Below are 20,580 nucleotides of genomic sequence, written 5' to 3' on the forward strand. Positions count from 1 at the left end.
TCCTTCATATTTCGACAATCAACGTCCTGAGATTGCCATGACCGCGCCAATCCGAGAACGCCGAAAGTCCCGGACATGTCAGCGGCTTGACATATGCCTATCCGAAGATGTTAGCGAAAAGAATGCCCCCTCCCGAGCCCAACCACGCCTGACCGGGTCCGCCGACGCAAGAGAACCCGAAGCCTTGCCTCGCACCGACGGCTCGATTCCAGCTCCATCCTTTGGTCAAGAGGCTTTTGCTTCTGGCGCACTTCGGAGCGGTCAGCTGGCAGGTCTCACACCATGGTCGTCGCCATCGGCAAGCTGCTGCTTGGGGAGCTAGCACAGCGCCTGAGCGGGACCGCGCATCGCGTCGCGGCGGAGAGAAGAGAGCGACAGGCGGGAAAGCCCTTGCAACCGGGTGATGTTCCCGTTTCAGTCTCGGCAAGAGCGCGCCGCCTCCGCAACGCCCCCTTTTTCCACGCGGCGCCAACGATCCGAAGACCCCGGGAGCCTCGATGACCCTGCGCTTTCTGCACGCCTCCGACCTGCATATCGGCCGGAAGTTCGCCAACATCCCCCAGCCCGCCGATGGCAACATCCGCGGCCGGCTGATGGAGGCCCGCCACGGCGCCATTGCCCGCCTTGCGCAGGTCGCCAAAGACAAGGGCGCGGCGCATATCCTGCTCGCCGGCGACACGTTCGACACCGCCACGCCCTCTCCGGCGGTGGTGCGCCAGGCGCTCGCCGCCATGGGCGAGGCCGAGGGCGTCACCTGGTGGCTGCTGCCGGGCAACCACGACAACCTGCGCGACGCCGAGCCGCTCTGGGACAGCATCCGCGAGACAGCGCCCGCAAATGTCAAAGCGGTGACCGAAGCCGCGCCCACAGCCCTCGACGACCATGCCACCCTCCTGCCCTGTCCCGTCGCCTACCGGGCCGGCGGCAGCGATCCCACCGAGGCGATGGTGGGCATGGACAGCCCCGAGGGCCACCTGCGCATCGGGCTCGCCCATGGCGGCGTCACCGATTTCACCGAGAGCGGCGAGGTCATCGCGCCCGACCGCGACCGCAGCGCGCGGCTCGACTACTTGGCCCTCGGCGACTGGCACGGCCGCATGGCGGTCTCGCCGCGCGTGCACTATCCCGGCAGCCCCGAACAGGACCGCTTCAAGCACGGCGCCCGCGGCGTCTGCCTCTGCGTCAGCCTCACCGCCCCCGGTGCGCCGCCGCAGGTCGAGGAGGTCGAGACCGGCCAGTTCCTCTGGACCGAGATCCCGCTGCAGCTGCACCCCCGTCAGGACGCCGCCGCCGCCCTCGCCGCCGCGCTGCCGCCTTCGGGGCGGCGCGACGTGCTGGTGCGCGTCAACGCTTCGGGCTGGGCCGGGCTCGCGGACCGGGCGCAGCTTGACGAGGCGATCGCCCGTCTGGGACCGGAATTCGCCCATTTCGAGCTGCGCGCCGAGGCGCTCGGCACCCAGTACGACGCCGCCGATCTCGACCAGATCGACCATGGCGGCGGCGCCCTGCGCATTGCCGCCGAGGCGCTGATGGCCGATGCCGAAGCCGACACACTCTCCCCGGAGGAGCGCGCCGCCGCCGCCGATGCGCTGGCCCGGCTCTATGCCTATGTGCGGGAGGGTGCGGAATGAAGCTGCGCGCCATCGAGCTGCACAACGTCCGTCAGTTTACCTCGCCGGTCCGCATCGACGGCATCGGCGACGGTCTGAACGTGCTGAGCGAACCCAACGAGGCCGGCAAGTCGACGCTGTTCGACGCGCTGCAGGCGCTGTTCTTCAAGCCCCACGGCAGCGCCGACAAGGAGACCAAGGCGCTCCGCCCCCATGCCGGCGGCGCCCCCGAGATCCGCGTCGATCTGGAGATCCCGGAGGGCACCTTCACCGTCGCCAAGCGCTGGCTGCAGAAGTCCTCCGCCACGGTGCATCAGGACGGCCGCCTGATCGCGCAGGCCGATGCCGCCGAGGCCTGGATCGCCCGCGCCCTCGGTCAGGACGCCGGCGGGCCGTCGGGGCTGATCTGGGTGCGGCAGGGCCTCACCGCGCTGACAGATGGTTCGAAAAAGGAGAAGGACGCGGCGCTCGAGGCGCGGCGCGACCTGCTCTCTTCGGTCAGCGAGGAGGTCGAGGCGATGACCGGCGGGCGGCGCATGGACGCGGCGTTGCGGCGCTGCCGCGAGGAGCTGGGGCTTTACGCCACCGGCACCGGCCGACCGCGCACCGGCGGGCCGTGGAAGGCGGCGCAGGACCGGGTCGAAGCACTGACGTTGGAACGCGACAGGCTGTCGGGGCTGACACAGGACCTGCACGGCGCGCTGGCGGCGCGCAACCGCGCCCGCCGCACGCTGGCCGAGCTCACCGCCACCGACGCAATCGAGAGCCGCCGCAGCCGGCTCGAGGCCGCCCGCGCCGCACATCAGGCCGCCACCCGCCACGCCGAGGAAGCCGAGGCGCTGGCCCGCAAGACCGACATGGCCCGGCTCACCGCCTCGAACGCGCAGGCGCGGCTCGACGGGCTGCGCAAGGCGCTGGCCGAACTGACCGAGGCCAAGACCCTCGGCGCCGAGACCGAGGCTGCCGCGGCGCAGGCGCGCGCCACCCATGCCGGGGCCTCCGAGGTCCATGCGCAGGCCCAGACCACCTTGCAAGGCGCCGCAGAGGCGCTGGACAGGTCCGAGATCGATCGTCGCCGCGCCGAGCGCGCGCAAGCGGCGCGCGACAGCGCCGACCGGCGCCGGGATCTCGAGACCCGCCTTGCCGAGGCAGACCGCGCCCGCACCGAAATGGAGCGCGCCAAGGCGGCGATACAGGGCCCTGATGCCAAGGCCCTGCAGCGCATCGAGGCTCGCGCCGCCGATCTCACCGCCACCGAGGCCGCCCGCGATGCCCGCGCCACCCAAGTTCTGATGCGCTACGCCGAGGGCGCCACCGCGCAGGTCCGGCTCGAGGGCCGCGCGCTCGAGGAAGGCGGCGCCCTGCCCCTGACACGCGCCGCGCAGCTCGAGATCGACGGCATCGGCAGGCTCGAGATCCGCCCGCCCGAGATTGGCGGCAGCGACCCGGTCGAGGCGGCCCGCGCCGCCCTGCGCGCAGCCCTCGCCGAGATCGGCGCCGAGCGCCTCGACGACGCCCGCAGCATGGCCGCCGCCCGCAGCCGCGCCGAGCAGGCCTCTGGCGAGGCGCGCGCGGTGCTGGCCTCGCTCGCGCCCGAGGGGCTCGACGCGCTGCGACAGCAGCTCGCCGCCCTGCCCAAGGCCGAAGAGGCCGAGGACGCCCCCGATCTTGCCACCGCGATTGCCGCCCACGAGGCCGCGCGCGAGGCCGAGAAGCACGCGCGCGCGAGCCTCGCCAGCGCCGCCGAACGCCTGTCGCAGGCGCTGTCCGAGAAGACCCGCACCGAGACGCTGCTGGCGCAGGTCTCGGACCGGCTCGCCCGCGCCCGCGCCGCGCTCGAGGGCGCGGAGAGCGACGAGGCGGCGCTCGCGGCGCAGGCCGAGACCGCGCGGCAGCAGCTGCACCTCGCCGAGGCAGCCCATGCGGAGAAGCTTCAGAGCGCGCCCGATCTCGCCGGCGCCGAGGCGGCGCTGGCCCGGGCGCAATCGGTCGAGGATCAGACCCGACAGGAGATCGAGACCCTGCGGCCCGAGCTCGCCCGCCTCGAGGAGCGCATCGCCCGCGCCGCCGGGGACGCGGTCGAGGAGCGTCTCGCAGAGACCGAGGAGATGCTGGCCGGGGCCGAGGCCGACCTCGCGCGCATCAGCCACGAGGTCGCAGCGCTCACGCGGCTCGAACAGGCGCTTACCGCGGCGCGCACCGAAGCCCGGGAGCGCTATTTTGAACCTGTCGCCAAGGAGTTGCGCCCGCTCCTCAACCTTCTGTGGCAGGATGCCGAGCTCACCTGGGCCGAGGATTCTCTGCTGCCCGACGGCCTCGTTCGTCACGGCCAGGCCGAGCCGCTGGATGTCCTTTCGGGCGGGACGCAGGAACAGGTGGCGCTGCTGGTGCGACTGGCCTTCGCGCGGATGCTGCAGGCGGCGGGCCGCGCGGCGCCGGTGATCCTTGACGATGCGCTGGTGTTCACCGACGACGACCGCATCGAGCGCATGTTCAACGCGCTGCATCGTCAGGCGGCGGATCTGCAGATCCTCGTGCTCACCTGCCGGCAGCGCGCCTTCCGCGATCTCGGTGGGCGGTCGCTGCGCGTCCTGCCGCTCGACGCGACCGCCTGAGCGCCGCCGGTCAGACCTCGCCCAGCCGCGCGTTGACCTCGTCGATCCGGCGAAGCCGCGAGCGCGCGATGGCACCGGCGCGCTGGGTCGCGCGCGCCCCGATCTGGCTGCACAGCGACAACACCGCCGCGTGGCTTTCCTGTGCCTCGGAGGTCTCGGTCCGGCAGCGGAACTGCCAGCGCACCCCGGCGGCGAGCCCGGCCTCCTCGTCGCCGATCAGCGCGATCGGCACACCGCTGCGTCGCAGCTCGTCGAGCAGCGCCTCGGTACGGCCCTCTCGGCGCCCGAGCGCCATGCAGATCACCAGATCATCGGGAGCAATCTCGGTGACGTATTCGCCAAGACTGACACCGGGCTGCGGAATGCTGGCGCATGTCGGCGCCACCTGTACCAGTTGGGTCTGCAGGTAATCCGCGAACACCCGGCACAGCCGGAAACCCACCAGCCAGACGCGGCGCGACGACACCACCGCATCCGCAAGGCTCTCGAGATCGTCGGTATCGACCTGCTGGTAGGTCCAGATCAGGTTGTCGATCTCATCTCGCACGGTTTCCGAGATCTCGGTCGTGCCCGTCCGCAGCCGTGGCCGCACGCTGATCTGTCCGTTGCATTGCTGGCGCTCGTCGCGGGCGGCGCGCCGCGCGGCGTCGTAATTCTCGAACCCCAGCCGCCGCACGAAGCGCGACACCGTCGCCTTGGACACGCCGCAAAGCCGCGCCAACTCCTGCGCGTCATAGGAGGCAAGGTCGCCTGGAAACTCTAGAAGGAAGCAGCCGAGCTTGTACTCGGCACGATGCAAATCTGGAAGTTGCGCTCGAACGCGGGCAAGAAACATAAGAATAACCGTTCTGAAATCATAATTTCACACATCATTTTTGTGACGAGCGCTGCCTTCGCGCAAGTCCCGCGATCCAATTTCGCGGCTTTCGCACAAATTTTGCAGATGACGGCGCTTGAGGCCGCCGCATGAGCAATAATCCGCCGGCACGCACTCAACCAGAGCGCGGACCGCGTCGATCCGCGTCGACCTGATGAAACGTGATGAAATTTAAGTTTTACCCATTTTCGTCGCGTGAGGGTCGGCGCGCACCCCTAGCCCTTCGCGATCTGCTCCGCGAATCCGCGGACGAAGGTCACCAACCGGTCCCGTGTGGCGGCGTCGGAGAGCCGGCCCTCGTCATCGAACAGCCCCGCGGCTTTCGAAACAAGCAACCGCCCTTCGAACCATGGCCGGGTGCCGAGGGTTCGCAGCACCGGCAGCCAGGCGTTCTGTGACAGGATGGTTCCGAAACCTCCGGGAGAGGCCCCGATCAGCGCCACCGGCTTGCCCTTGAAGAGCGCCGCGCCGTCGCCCGAGCTCATCCAGTCGATGGCGTTCTTGAACACGCCGGGAACGCTGTTGTTGTACTCCGGCGTGAACATCAGCAGCCCGTCGGCCTCTGCAAGTGCGGCGCGCAGGTCGAGCACCGGCTGCGGCGTGCCCTCGGCCTCGAGATCGGCATCGTAGAGCGGCACGCCGTGAATGGTGCGGGCGTCGATTTTGATACCGTCCGGCGCGTGTGCCGCGGCTGCGTGCAGCAGCCCGGTGTTGAAGCTCTTGCGGCGCAGGCTGCCCGACAATCCCAGAATGCGTGTCATTGCCGTCTCCTTGCTGTCATCCCGGCTCAAGCTAGGCGGCGCGCGGCAGAGGTCCAGCCGCGGCATAGGCGGCACGTTCGAGCGCCGGGTAGCGCAGCGCCAGGGTGAGCCCGCGCGCCACGAAAGAGATTTGCATCGCCAGCCACAGCCCATGATTTTCCAGCGGCCCCAGGAACACTGCCAGCGCCACGCAATAGAGCGCCGCCGAGACGATCATCATGTTGCGCATGTCGCGCGACCGGGTGGCACCGATGAAAATGCCGTCGAACATGGTGAGCCCGAGCTGCGTCAGCGGTGCCAGCACCATCCACGGCAGGTAGCTGCGCGCCTCGGCGCGGACCCCGGGATCGGTGGCCATGATGTCGATGATCACCGGGCCGGCGAGCCAGAAACACAGCGCCATGAGCGCGGCGGACGCGGTCGCCCAGGCGCTGGTCAGGACCGCCCCGCGCCGCAGGAGATGCACCTGCCCGGCCCCGAAGGCCCGGCCCACCAGCGCCTCGGCGGCAAAGGCAAAGCCGTCAAGCGCGTGGCCGGTGATCATCAGGAACTGCAGCAGCACCTGGTTGGCGGCGAGCGTGACATCGCCGAACTTGCCGCCGACCAGCAGGAAGGAAACGAAGATTGCCTCGAGCAGCAGCGAGCGGATCAGGATATCGGTGTTGACCACCGCCATGCGCTTGAGGCGCAGCTTGTCGAAGACCCGGGACCAGTCGCGCGCCGAGGGCAGGCCCAGGGTGGCGCGGCACAGCCACAGCCCCATGGCGAGACCGGACCACTCGGCGATAAAGGTGGCAATGGCGACACCCTCGACGCCCCAGCCGAAGCCCAGCACGAAGAGCAGATCGAGACCGACATTGATGGCGTTCATCCAAAGCTGAAGGACAAACACCCCGCGGGTGCGCTCCTGCGCGATCAGCCAGCCGGTGATGCCGTAGATAGCGATGGCCGCCGGTGCCGACCAGATGCGGATCTGCATGTAGCTTCGCGCCATCGCCTCGACCTCGGGAGAGGCCGGCGAGACCGCGAAGGCGGCGGCGAAGATGCCCCATTGCACCGCGATCAGCAGCACGCCTGCGCCGATGCCGATGAGCAGCGCCCGGGTCAGGAGCGCGGCAACCTCGGCCCGGTCACCGGCCCCGGCAGCCTGCGCCGCAAGCCCCACGGTGCCCATGCGGAGAAAGCCGAACACCCAGTAGATCGCCGAAAGCACGATGGCGCCGACGCCGACCGCGGCGATGGGCTCGGGCTGCGGGATCTGGCCCACCACGCCGGTATCGACGGCGCCGAGGATCGGGATCGTCACGTTCGACAGCAGGATCGGCATGGCGATCCTGAGAACGCGGGAATGGGTGATCGGCGTGGCGGATGTATCGGACATGGCTCGGCTCGGTATGGGAAGGCCGGACGGGGGCGCTGCCCCCGTCCGCGCAAGCGCGGACTCCCCCGGAGTATTTTTGACGTAAAGAAGCCGGGGACGCGGGCTGCGGGCGGTGGGGTCAGCCCTCCTTGCGGGGCATCAGGAAATGCGCGTGGGCCTGGGCGATGGGGCGGTCGTGGTTGTCCTGCCAGGCCTCGGCGCGGACGCTGGCATAGCGACGGCCCGAGCGGGTGACATGGGCGCGGGCATAGGCGTCGCGCGGCAGACCCGAACGCAGGTAGTCGACGGTGAAGTCGATGGTCTTGGGCAGGCGCGGCAGCTCTCCGGCCTCGAGCGCGTCGAGGGTGAGCGCGCCGCTCTCGACGTCCTCCCAGAGCAGGCCCCAGCTCAGGGTGATGATGGCGGTGACCTCGAGGAAGGCTGCGGTGACGCCGCCGTGCAGCGCCGGGAGCTGCGGGTTGCCGATCAGCTTGTCGTCGTAGTTCAGCACACCGGTGAGCTCGTCGCCGCGGCGGTCGAAGGAAATGTTCAGGAAGCGGATATAGGGCACCCGGCCGGCCAGCGCCGTGAGCGCCGCGTCGCGGCGTTGCTTGACCACCTGCACCGGTTCGGGGGGACGGCGGTTCATGTCGCGCCCTCCACGGTGAAGGTGCCGGTGGCGGTCGCCACCGGGTTGTCGGGGTCATCGTCATGGGCGGTGGCGCGCACGAAGGCCACCGAGCGCGTCACGTGGTGGCACTCGGCCCGCGCCACGATGGCCTGGCCGGGGGTCGCGGCGCGCAGGTAGTCGATGCGCAGGCTGATCGTGGCGGTACCGCCGGGATTGCTCGGATGCGACATGGTGGCCGCGCCGCCGCAGGTGTCCATCAGGGTCGAGACCGCGCCGCCGTGGATCACCCCGGTGTCGGGATCGCCCACCAGCGCCGGATCGTAGGGCATGCGGATCACCGCGATGCCGTCGTGGATCTCGGTGATCTCGAGCTGCAGCGCCCGCGCCTGCGGCACCAGGTTGATGAACTCGCGCGCGAGCTCGGTCTTGTCGACTTGCATCCGACGCCTCCGTGACTGTCGGCGCCTTTATGCGGGCGCGACAGGGGCTTCGCAAGGCTCTGCCGATCGTGTTGCGCCGCAGCGTCCGGCGCACTAGGTTCAGCCTCACGATCAAGGAGGAGCAGATGAGCGAGACCCGTCTCAGCTTCAAGGAGATGTGCGAGCGCTTCGAAGTGACGCCGCGCACCCTGCGATACTACGAGTATATCGAACTGCTCTCCCCCGACCGGGAGGGCCGCTCGCGCTATTACGGCCCCCGCGAGGTGGCGCGCATGGTTCTTATCCTGCGCGGCCGCCGCTTCGGCTTCCAGCTCGAGGACATCCGGCAATGGCTGGAGATGCGCGAGCAGCAGGGCAGCCAGGCGCAGATGCAGGCCTGGCTCGAGATGGCCGACCGGCAGATGCTGGAGCTGGCCGAGCAGAAGCGCCAGCTCGACGAGGCCATGGCCGAGCTCAAAGCGCTTCGGGACGACACCGCGAAATCGCTGGAGGGCTGAGCCCCTCCGGCCGAATCTCGTCACGGTCTGCCCTGCGTGGCTGCTATTTCCGCTCCGATGAGGAACGGCCGCAAGCGCTTTGGCAAATCCCCGGCGCGGCGCCTGAGCACGCCCCGAATTCGGTTTCGCGGAGCGCCGGCTTTACGTAACGAAATGTCCCCGAAATGCGGGTGACGCGAAAGGAAGTTACGTCAACCTGGAAGTGACGTGGCGTCTCGGTTACGTCAACCAAATTAGCCATTGTAAGACTCGGCTCGAAGGCGCACCTCACCCGGCATCTTAACGCTACGTGAGGGGAGCAAAACCAATGAGCGACGAGCAGATGATGACGATCCGGGAAATGTGCGACATGTTCGACGTCACCCCCCGGACCCTGCGTTTCTACGAGCAGAAGGAGCTGCTCTTCCCGGTGCGGGAAGGTCAAAAACGGCTCTTCACCCGGCGCGACCGCGCCCGGCTCAAGCTGATCCTGCGCGGCAAGCGCTTCGGCTTCAGCCTTGAGGAGATCCGCCAGCTGCTCGACCTGTACGACATGGGCGACCAGCAGCACACGCAGATCGCCCGCACCTACGAGATCGCCCAGCAGCGGCTCGACGACCTGCACAAGCAGCGCGACGAGCTCGATGCCGCGATCAGCGACCTGAAGGACCAGCTGGCATGGGGCGAGAGGATGCTCCAGCAGCTGCAGCAGAAAAAGGCCGGCTGACCTGTCAGCCGGAGGCATGAAGGAGGAGACATATGCCGAGCTACACCGCCCCCGTGAAGGACATGCAGTTCGTGCTGCACGACGTCCTCGACGTCAGCAGCACCGGCATTCCGGGCTATGACGAGCTCGACCGCGACACCACCGCGGCGATCCTCGACGAGGCGGCGAAACTCGCCGAGAACGTGCTCGCCCCGCTGAACCCGGTGGGCGACGCGCAGGGCTGCACGCTGGAGAACGGCGTGGTGCGCACCCCCGAGGGCTTTCACGACGCCTTCAACCAGATGCGCGAAGGCGGCTGGCCGGCGCTGGATTGCGATCCAGACTATGGCGGCCAGGGCCTGCCCTATCTCGTCTCCACCGCGGTGGGCGAGATGTTCTCCTCCGCCAACATGGCCTTCAACATGTACCAGGGTCTGACCCATGGCGCCTACAACGCCATCCATGCGCATGGCTCCGAGGAGCAAAAGGCCACCTACCTGCCCAAGATGGTGAGCTGCGAGTGGGGCGGGACGATGAACCTCACCGAGCCCCATTGCGGCACCGATCTCGGCCTGATCAAGACCAAGGCCGAGCCGCAGGAGGACGGGACCTACAAGATCACCGGCTCCAAGATCTGGATCTCCGCCGGTGAGCACGACATGGTCGACAACATCATCCATCTGGTGCTGGCCAAGATCCCCGGGGGGCCCGAGGGGGTGAAGGGCATCTCGCTGTTCATCGTGCCGAAATTCATGGTCAACGCGGATGGCTCTCTGGGCGACCGCAACGCCGTGAGCTGCGGCGGGCTCGAGCACAAGATGGGCATCCACGGCAACGCCACCTGCGTGATGAACTACGACGGCGCCACCGGCTTCCTCGTGGGCGAGGCGCATAAGGGCATGCGGGCGATGTTCACCATGATGAACGAAGCCCGTCTGGGCGTCGGCCTGCAGGGCTATGCGCAGGGGGCCGTGGCCTACCAGAACGCGCTCGGCTTCGCCAAGGACAGGCTGCAGGGCCGCGACGTGACCGGGGCCAAGAACCCCGAGGGGCCGGCGGATTCGATCATGGTGCACCCGGATGTGCGCCGCAACCTGATGGACCAGAAGGCGCTGACCGAGGGCGCGCGGGCCTTCGTCTTCTGGGGCGCGTCGCTGATCGACCAGGCGCATCGCTCGGGCGACAAGGAGGCCGAGGGGCTCATCTCGCTGCTGACCCCGGTGATCAAGGGCTTCCTCACCGACAAGGGCTTCGAGACCGCGGTTCTGGCGCAGCAGACGCTGGGCGGCTCGGGCTTCACCCGGGAATGGGGGCTCGAGCAGTTCGTCCGCGATGCGCGCATCACGATGATCTACGAGGGCACCAACGGCATCCAGTCGCTGGACCTGGTGGGCCGCAAGCTGGCGCAGGATGGCGGCAAGCACGTCATGGCCTTCTTCGACATGGTCAAGCGCTTCATCGCCGAGCACAAGGGACAGGACGAGGCGTTTGACGCGCAGTTCCTCGAGCCGCTCAAGGCCGCGTCGAAGGATCTGCAGCAGGCCGGCATGTTCTTCATGCAGAACGGCATGAAGACCCCCAACGAGGCGCTGTCGGGGTCGTATGACTTCATGCACCTCTTCGGCCATGTCTGCCTGGGCCTGATGTGGGCGCGCATGGCGGTGGCGGCGAAGGCTGCCCTGGCCGGGGACGGCGCCGACCGCGCCTTCCTCAACGCCAAGATGGCCACCGGGCGCTACTACATGGCGCGCCAGCTGCCCGCGACCCGCACCCACCTGGCGCGGATCGAGAGCGGCGCCGAGCCGGTGATGGCGCTGGACGTCGAAAGCTTCTGACGCGAGGGTGGCGGCGGGGTCTCAGGCCCCGCCCATCCGCCCTGACCGAAGGAGAGAGACCTTGCCGAAACGCTTCCGCCTGACCCGCCGCCTGTCGGTCGCCATGACCGAGGACGGCTATCGCGGCCTGCGGCGCTTTGCCGGGGAGGCCGGGCTCGACGAGGGCGAGGCGCTGTCCTTCCTCTTCGAGCATTTCGATAGCGTCACCGACAGCGAAACGCTGTCGCACCGGCTGCGGCTGTTCAATGCCGAGCTGGAAGCGCGCAAGCGCTAGGCACGACAGATCTCACAAGAGCCGCGGCGGCAGGGAGGGCCAATGCGCAGCATGATCGCCACTGATCCGGCCACGGATCCATCCTCTGCGCCGATCCCGCGCGAAGGACCGGGGGTTTCACACCCCCGGACCCCCGTGGAGTATTTGGGACGTAAAGAAGCAGAGGGACCGCGCATCGGGCCCGGCGCCGCGCGGCGGGGAACACTTGCGGCGGCATGGTGGGCAGCTCTCGGTCCACGCCGCCATCCGGCCAGTGCTGCGGCGGGACGGCGGCGCTTCTCCACGTGCGGTCATCGGCTCTCCAGCCTGTACCGCGCGAGGAGCCTACCGCATTCGAGTTTAATACCCGGTTACCCGCTCTCGGCGGCAGCCCCTTCTCTTCGTCGAAAATACTCCGCGGGGGTGCGGGGGGGCGAAACCCCCGCTCCTGCCCGACCCAAAGGCGCAGCCGAAAGGACGACTGAATGATCATCAAACTCTATTGCTTCGGTGAGTCCGGCAATGCCTACAAAGCCGCCCTGCCCCTCGCGCTCTCCGGGCTCGACTGGGCGCCGGTGAAGGTCGACTTCTTCAACGGCGAGACCCGCAGCCCCGAGTATCGCGCGCAGGTCAACGAGATGGGCGAAGCCCCCGTACTCGTGGATGGCGACGTCAGGCTGACCCAGTCCGGCGTGATCCAGATGTACATCACCGAGAGGACCGGTCGCTTCGGCGGCGCGACCCTCGAGGAGGCGCGCGAGGTGATGCGCTGGGTGTTCTGGGACAACCACAAGCTCTCGAGCCAGGCCGGCATGACGCGCTTCCTGATGAACTTCCTGCCCGAGGACAAGCGCCCGGCCGAGGTCATCGCTTTCACCCAGGGCCGCCTGAAGGCCGCCTACCAGGTTCTCGACGCCCACCTCGCGGGGCGCGACTGGATCGTGGGAGACGGCCCGACCCATGCCGATTTCTCATGCTGCGGCTACCTGTTTTACCCCGAACCCTTCGGCTTCGCCCGCGGCGACTGGCCGGAGATCGATCGCTGGCTGTCGAACATCGAGGCGCTCGACGGCTGGAAACACCCATACGACCTGATGCCCGGCTCCCCAGCGGACCGGGCCTGAGAGGAGGAGCAGAATGACTGACGCCTATATTTACGACGCCGTGCGCACCCCGCGCGGCAAGGGCCGCAAGGACGGCGCCCTGCACGAGGTCACCTCGCTGCGGCTGTCGGCGCTGACGCTGAACGCGCTGAAGGAGCGCAACGGGCTCGAGGGTCACGCCGTCGAGGACGTGATCTGGGGCAATGCCACGCAGGTGGCCGAACAGGGTGGCTGCCTGGCGCGCTCGGCGGTGCTGGCCTCGGATCTTGACGAGCGCATCCCGGGCCTGTCGATCAACCGCTTCTGCGCCTCCGGCATGGAGGCGGTGAACCTCGCCGCCAACCAAGTGCGCGGCGGCGCCGGCGAAGGCTACATCGCAGGCGGGGTCGAGATGATGGGCCGCGTTGCCATGGGCAGCGACGGTGCCGCCATCGCAGTCGACCCGAGCCTCGCCATGAAGACCTATTTCGTGCCGCAGGGCATCTCGGCCGATATCATCGCCACCGAGTACGGTTTCTCGCGCGACGATGCCGACGCCTTTGCCGTCGAAAGCCAGCGCCGCGCCGCCGAGGCCTGGGGCGACGACCGCTTCTCGCGCTCGGTGATCACCGTGCGCGACCAGAACGGCGTCGCCATGCTGGACCGTGACGAGTACATGCGCCCGGGCACCGACATGCAGTCGCTGGGCGGGCTCAAGCCCTCGTTCAAGGAGATGGGCGAGGTGATGCCGGGCTTCGATCAGCTGGCGCTGATGAAATACCCGCATCTCGAAAAGATCGAGCACGTGCACCATGCCGGCAACTCGAGCGGCATCGTCGACGGCTCCGCCGCGGTTCTGATCGGCTCCAAGGCGTTCGGCGAGGCGCACGGGCTCAAGCCCCGCGCCCGCATCCGCGCCACCGCCAAGATCGGCACCGATCCGACCATCATGCTGACCGGCCCGGTGCCGGTGACCGAGAAGATCCTCGCCGACAGCGGCATGGCGATCTCGGACATCGATCTCTTTGAGGTCAACGAGGCCTTCGCCAGCGTGGTGCTGCGCTTCATGCAGGCCTTCGACGTGGACCATGACCGCGTCAACGTGAACGGCGGCGCCATCGCCATGGGCCACCCGCTCGGCGCCACCGGCGCGATCATCATCGGCACCCTGCTCGACGAGCTCGAGCGCAGCGGCAAGAGCACCGGTCTTGCCACGCTCTGCGTCGCCTCGGGCATGGGCGCGGCCACCATCATCGAACGCGTGTGACGGGAGGACACCAGATCATGAGCCAGGATTTCACCCTGCAGACCGACGCCGAGGGCGTCGCCACCATCACCTGGGACACCCCGGGCAAGAGCATGAACGTGATGAGCATCGAGGGCTTCCAGCAGCTCGACACGCTCATCGACGAGGCCCTCGCCGACGAGGCCGTGAAAGGCATCGTGCTGACCTCCGGCAAGGAGGGCAGCTTTGCCGGCGGCATGGATCTCAACGTGATCGCCAAGATGCGCGAGGATGGCGGCGACGATCCCGCGAAGAGCATCTTCGACGGCATCATGCAGATCCACACCATCCTGCGGAAGATCGAGCGCGCCGGCATGGATGACAAGAACAAGGGCGGCAAGCCGATCGCCTGCGCCCTGCCCGGCACCGCGCTCGGCATCGGCTTCGAGATCCCGCTGGCCTGCCACCGGATCTTTGCCGCCGACAACCCCAAGGCCAAGATCGGCCTGCCCGAGATCATGGTCGGCATCTTCCCCGGGGCCGGCGGCACCACGCGGCTGTCGCGCAAGCTTGGCGCCATGGCGGCCTCGCCCTTCCTGCTCGAGGGCAAGCTCTCGGACCCGAAGAAGGCCAAGAGCGCCGGGCTGATCGACGAGGTGTCCGAGGATCCGCTGGCCGACGCCAAGGCCTGGCTGCTGGGGGCCAGCCCCGCCGACATCGTCAAGCCGTGGGACGCGAAGGGCTACAAGATGCCCGGCGGCGCGCCCTATCACCCGGCGGGATTCATGACCTTCGTCGGCGCCTCGGCCATGGTGAACGGCAAGACCAAGGGCGTCTATCCGGCGGCCAAGGCGATGCTCTCTGCGGTCTACGAGGGGGCGCTCGTGCCCTTCGACACGGCGCTCAAGATCGAGGCGCGCTGGTTCACCAACGTGCTTTTGAACCCGTCGTCGAGCGCGATGATCCGCTCGCTCTTCATCAACAAGGAGGCGCTCGAGAAAGGCGCCAACCGGCCCGACGTGCCGGACCAGAAGGTGAAGAAGGTCGGTGTGCTTGGCGCGGGCATGATGGGGGCCGGCATCACGCTGGTCTCGGCCATGGCCGGGATCGAGGTGGTGCTGCTCGACCAGTCCAAGGAGGCCGCCGAGAAGGGTAAAGCCTACACATCCTCCTACATGGACAAGGGCATCGCCCGGAAAAAGGCCACACCGGAGAAGAAGGACGCCGCGCTCTCCCTCATCACCGCGACCGACGATTACGCCGAGCTTGCGGGCTGCGACCTGATCGTCGAGGCGGTGTTCGAGGACCCGAAGGTCAAGGCCGAGGTGACGCAAAAGGTGCTCGAGCATGTGGGCGAGGACTGCATCTTCGCCACCAACACCTCGACCCTGCCGATCACCGAGCTTGCCAAGGCCGCGAGCAATCCCGAGCAGTTCATCGGCATCCACTTCTTCTCGCCGGTCGAGAAGATGATGCTGGTGGAGATCATCAAGGGCAAGGCGACGGGGACCCGTGCCGTGGCCAAGGCGCTCGATTTCGTGCGCCAGATCCGCAAGACCCCGATCGTGGTCAACGACGCGCGCTTCTTCTACGCCAACCGCTGCATCATCCCCTATATCAACGAGGGCATCCGCATGGTGGCCGAGGGCGTCGAGCCGGCGCTGATCGAGAACGCCGCCAAGCTCGTGGGCATGCCGCTGGGGCCGCTGCAGCTGGTCGACGAGACCTCGATCGATCTCGGCGTGAAGATCGCCAAGGCGACGAAGGCGGCGATGGGCGACGCCTATCCCGACGGCGCGGTCGACGAGGTGGTGTTCTGGATGGCCGACGAGGGTCGTCTGGGACGCAAGGCGAAGGCCGGCTTCTACGACTACGACGACAAGGGCAAGCGCCAGCTGCTCTGGGACGGGCTCGCCGCGAAGTATCCGGTCGCGGACGCGCAGCCCTCGCTCACCGAGGTGCAGCACCGCCTGCTCTTCGTGCAGGTGCTCGAGGCGGTGCGCGCGCTCGAGGAAGGCGTGCTCGAGGACATCCGCGAAGGCGACGTGGGCGCCATCCTCGGCTGGGGCTTCGCGCCATGGTCCGGCGGGCCGTTCTCCTGGCTCGACATCCTCGGGACGCCCTATGCCGCCGAGCGCTGCGACCAGCTGGCAGAGGCCTATGGCGACCGCTTCGCGTGCCCGGCGCTGCTGCGCGACATGGGCGAGGACGGCGAGGGCTTCTACGAGCGCTTCGGCGCACCGCAGGAGGCCGCGGCCTGATCGCGAAACGCAGGTGGGACGCCCCTTCGGGGGCGTCCCGACACGTTTTATTGATGCGCCCCGACCGTGCAATCCGCGAGATCACGCCTATGTTAGCGACACACGCCGCAGCGCGGCGCAAAGCGTTTTCAACAGCAGATTCACGGAGAGACAGATGACTTGTTCCGTCATGGTCCGCGCCATTCCCCGGCCCGGACAGGATACCCGACTCAAGACCCTCGCCACCCGACTGGCCGAGGCCGCCCGCGTGGAGCCCGGAAACATCCGCTTCGAGGCTCTCACCGAGAAAGGCGGCAGTGTGTTGCTCATGGCCGAATATGAGACCCCCGAGGCCTACGACGCCCATATGCAGGCGCCGCACACGCAGGCGTTCCGAAGGGCGCTCGAGCGCATCGCCGAAGGCAGCCGGGCCACGGTGACCCCGCTTGCGCGGCTCGCCTGACACCCACCGCGAGGCCCGCAAACGGGCCTTCTTCCGCCCGGGCGCACCAAGCCTCGCCCGGGGGACCGGATCCGTGCCCTCGCCGCGCGCCCACGCGGCGACAGAGCGCCGCCACATTTTAGCCACATTTCCGTATCATCTTGTTCTTCCCTCGCTTTATGCGCCTTTCACCGTCGGCCAACGGGTTTCGGCAGCCTGCTCCGAGACCGCCGTCGCGGCCGCTCCAACAGGAAAGCCGGAGACAAGTCCGAGACGATACGCATGACCCGATACACCCTCCCCCACACGTTGGCCGAACAGATCGCAGATGGTGTCGTGCTGGTGCTGGGCGTGTGTTTCGCGGTCGCGGCGGTCTCGGCGCTGTTCGTCTGGGCCACCCTTGAAGGCGCCCCCGGGGCGATGTGGCCGCTGGTGCCCTACGCGCTCGGGCTGATCGGCAGCTTCGGCTTCTCGGCGGCTTACAACCTGACCCTGCACGCGCCCACACGGGCGGTGCTGCGCCGCTTCGATCACGCGGCGATCTACCTGCTGATCTCGGGCACCTACACGCCGATGGCCCTGCTCGGCATCGGCGGCACCGAGGGGCTGGCGCTGACCGCAGCGTCCTGGACGATCTCGGCCGTCGGCATCACGCTGAAACTGCGCTCGATCCACCGCTGGGCCCGGCTCGGTTTTGCGCTCTACCTCGCCCAGGGCTGGCTCGGCGGCATCGCCGCCTGGCCCTTCCTCAAGGCGTTGTCGCCCGAGGCCCTGATCCTGCTGGTCGCCGGAGGGCTGGTCTACACGGTCGGCACGATCTTCCACCATTCCAACCGCATCCCCTATGCGCGCGCGATCTGGCACGGCCATGTGCTCGCCGCCGCCGCCAGCCACTACGCCGCGATCATCCTCGTCGCGCGCTGACGCGACGCTGCTTCGGAGGCGGCTCTACGGCTGCGCGCCCCCCGTCCGGCCTGCCTCCGGCGCGAGTATTTTTGACGAAGAGAAGCCAGGGGCGCAGGACGTCTGTCTTCTCAGGTTTCGAAATACCTCGGAGGGTGAATTGGCGCACAGCGCCAAGAGGGGGCAGCGCCCCCTCGGCCTCCCGACACGCGGGATCGATCGAAGACCGCGCGGTGCGCGCCACACTCGGCCAGGGATCGTGCCCGGGCGCTTGCCCCCTTTTGTCACATTGCCTATTCAGGCCGAAAGACAGGGGGTTCCATGCGCATTCTCATCACCAATGACGACGGCATCAACGCGCCGGGGCTCGCCGTGCTCGAGGCCATCGCAGGCGAGATCGCGGGACCGGACGGCGAAGTCTGGACCGTGGCCCCGGCCTTCGAGCAATCGGGCGTCGCGCATTGCATCAGCTATACCCGCCCGATGATGATCGCAGAGATGGGCCCGCGCCGCTTTGCCGCCGAAGGCAGCCCCGCCGATTGCGTGCTCGCCGGCGTGCATGACGTGCTCAAGGACACGCCCCCGGATCTCGTCCTGTCAGGTGTCAACCGCGGCAACAACTCGGCCGAGAACGTGCTCTATTCCGGCACGCTCGGGGGCGCGCTCGAGGCCTCGCTGCAAGGGCTGCCGGCGATCGCGCTGTCGCAGTATCTCGGCCCCGAGACCCGCGATCTCGACAATCCCTTCGAGGCGGCCGCGGCGCACGGTGCCGCGGTGGTGCGTCAGATCCTTTCGGCGCAGGAGACCGGCGGCAACGATTACCGCCTGTTCTGGAACGTCAACTTCCCGCCCGTCCCGGCGGCCAAGGTCCAGGGCGTGCGGCTCGCGGCGCAGGGCCGTCGCGACGGCACCGGTTTCTCGACCGAGCCGCACCTGTCGCCCTCGGGACGGCGCTTCCTGTGGATCCGGGGCGGCGATCAGCGCGTCGCTGCCACCCCCGGCAGCGATGCCGACGTCAACCTGGGCGGCCACATCTCGGTGACACCGATGCGCGCCGACCTGACCGATCATGCCGCGCTCGCCAGGTTCGAAGGCACCTTCGCATGAGCTTCGACGCCGACGCCAAGATGCAGTTCCTCTTCGCGCTGCGCTCGCACGGGGTCACCGACCAGAGCGTGTTGCAGGCGATGGAGAAGATCGACCGCGGCGCCTTCGTGAAGGGCTATTTCAACGAGCGCGCCTACGAGGACATGCCGCTGCCGATCCCCTGCGGGCAGACCATCTCGCAGCCCTCGGTCGTCGGGCTGATGACCCAGGCGCTGCGTCTCACGGGTCGCGAGAAAGTCCTCGAGGTCGGCACCGGCTCGGGCTACCAGGCGGCGGTGCTGAGCCAGCTGGCCCGCCGGGTCTACACCGTGGACCGGCATCGGCGGCTGGTGGCCGACGCGCGCAAGGTGTTCGAGGCGCTCGACCTGTCGAACATCACCGCCTTCACCGCAGATGGCAGCTTCGGCCTGCCGGATCAGGCACCTTTCGAGCGCATTCTTGTGACCGCGGCCGCCGAGGATCCGCCCGGCCCGCTCTTGGCCCAGTTGCGGATTGGCGGTATCATGGTATTGCCCGTTGGCCAGTCGGATACCGTGCAGCACCTGATCCGCGTCACCCGGACCGAGCAGGGCTACGAGTATGACGAGCTGCGCCCCGTGCGTTTTGTACCGCTGGTGGAAGGTCTGGCAAAGGACAGCTAGGCCGCCCGGCTTCACATCCATGACGTCCCGGCGACAAGGGGCGCATATGAGGACATCGAGATGGATAGCACCCTCCGCTTCCCGCAGATCCGGATTGCCGCGCCGCTGGCGCTCGTGGCCGCGCTCGGCGCCTGTTCGCAGCCGCTCGACTACGACATGCGCGGGCGCATGGGCGGCCAGATCGACACCAGCGAAGCGGCGCTCGCCGCGGTCGGCGACCGCCCGCAGGCCGACAATCGCGGCGTGATCTCCTATCCCAACTACCAGGTCGCGGTGGCGCGCAACGGCGACCGGCTGGCGGATGTTGCCAACCGGGTTGGCCTGCCCGCCGGCGAGCTTGCGCGCTACAACGGCATCGAGATCAACGATCCCCTGCGCGCCGGAGAGGTCGTCGCCCTGCCCCGCCGCGTCTCTGAGCCGTCGCCGGCCACGGGCGCTCCGACCACCGGCCCGATCCGGCCTGCGGGCGAGGTCGACATCACGACGCTGGCCAGCAGCGCCATCGACAATGCCCCGGCCTCCTCCCGCCCCGCCACGACGCAAACGGCACCGTCGGGCAGTTCCGGAGTCGAGCCGATCCGTCACAAGGTCGAGCGCGGCGAGACCGCCTATACCGTGGCGCGGCTCTACAACGTGACCCCGCGCACCCTGGCGGACTGGAACGGGCTCGACAGCAACTACACGCTGCGCGAAGGCCAGTACCTGCTGATCCCCGTGGTCGAGCAGAGCGCCGCGCCGGCGTCCACATCGGTCACCACCGCGCCGGGCACCGGCTCGCCGACGCCGCAGCCGCCCTCGGCAGCGCAGCCCCTGCCCGATGACCAGCCGTCGCTCGCCACGACCAACGTCGCCGGCGCCGCAAGCGCGCCCGCGGCAGCCGCAGCCACCGCGCCGAAACCGGTCGCCGATATCGGCCAGAGCCAGGCCTCCGCCAGCACCAGCGCCTCTGCCGCCATGCAGATGCCGGTGAGCGGCAGCATCATCCGCGAGTACTCGGCCAACAACCAGGGCATCGACATCTCGGCCCCGGTGGGCACCGCGGTGAAGGCCGCGGCCAGCGGCACCGTGGCGGCGATCACCACCAACACCGACAACGTGCAGATCGTGGTGATCCGCCACCCTGACGAGCTGCTGTCGATCTACACCCATCTCGACAACCTGACCGTCTCGAAGGGCGATGCGGTGAGCCGCGGCCAGAGCATCGGCAAGGTGCGTCCGGGCGATCCCAGCTTCCTGCATTTCGAGGTGCGCAAGGGCTTCGACAGCGTCGACCCGATGACCTACCTGCGCTGAAACGCGAAAGGCGAAGACTTTTCGTACGAAAAGTCTTCGCCTCTGGCACGTCCGCGACGCCCGGAAGATTTTTCGCAGGAAAA

19 protein-coding genes are annotated in these 20,580 nt (G+C 68.4%); 14 read left to right on the plus strand and 5 right to left on the minus strand.

All coding sequences use genetic code 11. The annotated features are described in order from the left end of the window. The first annotated feature begins 497 nt into the window (after positions 1-497). Positions 498-1,631, plus strand: a complete 1,134-nt coding sequence (locus tag JF542_RS04100; RefSeq protein ID WP_207074837.1) for a metallophosphoesterase family protein — start codon at positions 498-500, stop codon at positions 1,629-1,631. Then, the gene (locus JF542_RS04105; protein ID WP_207074838.1) at positions 1,628-4,225 is read left to right on the plus strand and encodes an AAA family ATPase; all 2,598 of its coding nucleotides are present in this window, start codon (positions 1,628-1,630) and stop codon (positions 4,223-4,225) included. The genes JF542_RS04100 and JF542_RS04105 overlap by 4 nt, the downstream gene beginning before the upstream one ends. A 10-nt stretch (positions 4,226-4,235) precedes the next feature. Here JF542_RS04105 and JF542_RS04110 read toward each other — a convergent pair whose 3' ends face one another. The 5 genes from JF542_RS04110 to JF542_RS04130 form a co-directional block, all read right to left on the minus strand. Further along, on the minus strand, positions 4,236-5,024 hold the full coding sequence (locus JF542_RS04110) for a MurR/RpiR family transcriptional regulator (RefSeq protein WP_207074839.1): 789 nt from the start codon (positions 5,022-5,024) through the stop codon (positions 4,236-4,238). A 293-nt stretch (positions 5,025-5,317) separates the two neighbouring features. Next, a complete protein-coding gene (locus JF542_RS04115) occupies positions 5,318-5,863 on the minus strand; it encodes an NADPH-dependent FMN reductase (protein ID WP_207074840.1) in 546 nt (181 codons plus the stop codon). Between the two features lie 31 nt (positions 5,864-5,894). After that, complete coding sequence (locus tag JF542_RS04120) at positions 5,895-7,244, minus strand: MATE family efflux transporter (protein WP_207074841.1); 1,350 nt, start codon at positions 7,242-7,244, stop codon at positions 5,895-5,897. Between the two features lie 118 nt (positions 7,245-7,362). Continuing rightward, complete coding sequence (locus JF542_RS04125) at positions 7,363-7,872, minus strand: PaaI family thioesterase (protein ID WP_207074842.1); 510 nt, start codon at positions 7,870-7,872, stop codon at positions 7,363-7,365. Beyond that, complete coding sequence (locus JF542_RS04130; protein WP_007800796.1) at positions 7,869-8,294, minus strand: PaaI family thioesterase; 426 nt, start codon at positions 8,292-8,294, stop codon at positions 7,869-7,871. The genes JF542_RS04125 and JF542_RS04130 overlap by 4 nt, the downstream gene beginning before the upstream one ends. A 125-nt stretch (positions 8,295-8,419) precedes the next feature. Here JF542_RS04130 and JF542_RS04135 point away from each other — a divergent pair, with 125 nt between their 5' ends. The 12 genes from JF542_RS04135 to JF542_RS04190 all read left to right on the plus strand — a co-directional run bounded on the left by JF542_RS04135 (position 8,420) and on the right by JF542_RS04190 (position 20,497). Further along, positions 8,420-8,791, plus strand: a complete 372-nt coding sequence (locus tag JF542_RS04135) for a MerR family transcriptional regulator (protein ID WP_007800800.1) — start codon at positions 8,420-8,422, stop codon at positions 8,789-8,791. A 307-nt stretch (positions 8,792-9,098) separates the two neighbouring features. Then, positions 9,099-9,497: a MerR family transcriptional regulator gene (locus tag JF542_RS04140; RefSeq protein WP_007800802.1), complete on the plus strand. Its 399-nt coding sequence runs from the start codon at positions 9,099-9,101 to the stop codon at positions 9,495-9,497. A 32-nt stretch (positions 9,498-9,529) separates the two neighbouring features. Continuing rightward, positions 9,530-11,311, plus strand: coding sequence for an acyl-CoA dehydrogenase (locus JF542_RS04145; protein WP_207074843.1), 1,782 nt, complete (start codon positions 9,530-9,532; stop codon positions 11,309-11,311). Between the two features lie 61 nt (positions 11,312-11,372). Next, the gene (locus JF542_RS04150) at positions 11,373-11,585 is read left to right on the plus strand and encodes a hypothetical protein (RefSeq protein WP_207074844.1); all 213 of its coding nucleotides are present in this window, start codon (positions 11,373-11,375) and stop codon (positions 11,583-11,585) included. 464 nt (positions 11,586-12,049) lie between these two features. Beyond that, complete coding sequence (locus tag JF542_RS04155; RefSeq protein WP_207074845.1) at positions 12,050-12,688, plus strand: glutathione S-transferase family protein; 639 nt, start codon at positions 12,050-12,052, stop codon at positions 12,686-12,688. A gap of 13 nt (positions 12,689-12,701) precedes the next feature. Then, the gene (locus JF542_RS04160) at positions 12,702-13,913 is read left to right on the plus strand and encodes an acetyl-CoA C-acetyltransferase (RefSeq protein ID WP_207074846.1); all 1,212 of its coding nucleotides are present in this window, start codon (positions 12,702-12,704) and stop codon (positions 13,911-13,913) included. Positions 13,914-13,930: 17 nt separating this feature from the next. Further along, entirely contained in the window at positions 13,931-16,132 is a 2,202-nt protein-coding gene (locus JF542_RS04165; RefSeq protein WP_207074847.1) for a 3-hydroxyacyl-CoA dehydrogenase NAD-binding domain-containing protein, read from the plus strand. A 154-nt stretch (positions 16,133-16,286) separates the two neighbouring features. Then, complete coding sequence (locus JF542_RS04170) at positions 16,287-16,574, plus strand: putative quinol monooxygenase (protein ID WP_195903859.1); 288 nt, start codon at positions 16,287-16,289, stop codon at positions 16,572-16,574. A 261-nt stretch (positions 16,575-16,835) separates the two neighbouring features. Beyond that, positions 16,836-17,477 carry a PAQR family membrane homeostasis protein TrhA gene (gene trhA, locus JF542_RS04175; RefSeq protein WP_007800814.1) on the plus strand — a complete coding sequence of 214 codons (642 nt, stop codon included), beginning with the start codon at positions 16,836-16,838 and terminating at the stop codon, positions 17,475-17,477. Positions 17,478-17,777: 300 nt separating this feature from the next. After that, positions 17,778-18,563 carry a 5'/3'-nucleotidase SurE gene (gene surE / locus JF542_RS04180; protein ID WP_207074848.1) on the plus strand — a complete coding sequence of 262 codons (786 nt, stop codon included), beginning with the start codon at positions 17,778-17,780 and terminating at the stop codon, positions 18,561-18,563. Further along, positions 18,560-19,204 carry a protein-L-isoaspartate(D-aspartate) O-methyltransferase gene (locus JF542_RS04185; protein WP_007800817.1) on the plus strand — a complete coding sequence of 215 codons (645 nt, stop codon included), beginning with the start codon at positions 18,560-18,562 and terminating at the stop codon, positions 19,202-19,204. The genes surE and JF542_RS04185 overlap by 4 nt, the downstream gene beginning before the upstream one ends. 60 nt (positions 19,205-19,264) lie before the next feature. Next, complete coding sequence (locus JF542_RS04190) at positions 19,265-20,497, plus strand: peptidoglycan DD-metalloendopeptidase family protein (RefSeq protein WP_207074849.1); 1,233 nt, start codon at positions 19,265-19,267, stop codon at positions 20,495-20,497. Positions 20,498-20,580: the final 83 nt, after the last annotated feature.

This window comes from Salipiger bermudensis, assembly GCF_017309175.1.
In the GTDB taxonomy this organism is placed as follows: domain Bacteria; phylum Pseudomonadota; class Alphaproteobacteria; order Rhodobacterales; family Rhodobacteraceae; genus Salipiger; species Salipiger bermudensis.

Excerpts from the sequence above, each read along its gene's own strand:
- JF542_RS04115 (WP_207074840.1), bottom strand. The coding sequence starts at position 5,863 with ATGACACGCATTCTGGGATTGTCGGGCAGCCTGCGCCGCAAGAGCTTC.
- JF542_RS04145 (WP_207074843.1), top strand. The coding sequence starts at position 9,530 with ATGCCGAGCTACACCGCCCCCGTGAAGGACATGCAGTTCGTGCTGCAC.
- JF542_RS04125 (WP_207074842.1), bottom strand. The coding sequence starts at position 7,872 with ATGAACCGCCGTCCCCCCGAACCGGTGCAGGTGGTCAAGCAACGCCGC.
- JF542_RS04120 (WP_207074841.1), bottom strand. The coding sequence starts at position 7,244 with ATGTCCGATACATCCGCCACGCCGATCACCCATTCCCGCGTTCTCAGG.
- JF542_RS04135 (WP_007800800.1), top strand. The coding sequence starts at position 8,420 with ATGAGCGAGACCCGTCTCAGCTTCAAGGAGATGTGCGAGCGCTTCGAA.
- JF542_RS04100 (WP_207074837.1), top strand. The coding sequence starts at position 498 with ATGACCCTGCGCTTTCTGCACGCCTCCGACCTGCATATCGGCCGGAAG.
- JF542_RS04160 (WP_207074846.1), top strand. The coding sequence starts at position 12,702 with ATGACTGACGCCTATATTTACGACGCCGTGCGCACCCCGCGCGGCAAG.
- JF542_RS04130 (WP_007800796.1), bottom strand. The coding sequence starts at position 8,294 with ATGCAAGTCGACAAGACCGAGCTCGCGCGCGAGTTCATCAACCTGGTG.
- JF542_RS04185 (WP_007800817.1), top strand. The coding sequence starts at position 18,560 with ATGAGCTTCGACGCCGACGCCAAGATGCAGTTCCTCTTCGCGCTGCGC.
- JF542_RS04170 (WP_195903859.1), top strand. The coding sequence starts at position 16,287 with ATGACTTGTTCCGTCATGGTCCGCGCCATTCCCCGGCCCGGACAGGAT.
- JF542_RS04105 (WP_207074838.1), top strand. The coding sequence starts at position 1,628 with ATGAAGCTGCGCGCCATCGAGCTGCACAACGTCCGTCAGTTTACCTCG.
- trhA (WP_007800814.1), top strand. The coding sequence starts at position 16,836 with ATGACCCGATACACCCTCCCCCACACGTTGGCCGAACAGATCGCAGAT.
- JF542_RS04190 (WP_207074849.1), top strand. The coding sequence starts at position 19,265 with ATGGATAGCACCCTCCGCTTCCCGCAGATCCGGATTGCCGCGCCGCTG.
- surE (WP_207074848.1), top strand. The coding sequence starts at position 17,778 with ATGCGCATTCTCATCACCAATGACGACGGCATCAACGCGCCGGGGCTC.
- JF542_RS04165 (WP_207074847.1), top strand. The coding sequence starts at position 13,931 with ATGAGCCAGGATTTCACCCTGCAGACCGACGCCGAGGGCGTCGCCACC.
- JF542_RS04155 (WP_207074845.1), top strand. The coding sequence starts at position 12,050 with ATGATCATCAAACTCTATTGCTTCGGTGAGTCCGGCAATGCCTACAAA.
- JF542_RS04140 (WP_007800802.1), top strand. The coding sequence starts at position 9,099 with ATGAGCGACGAGCAGATGATGACGATCCGGGAAATGTGCGACATGTTC.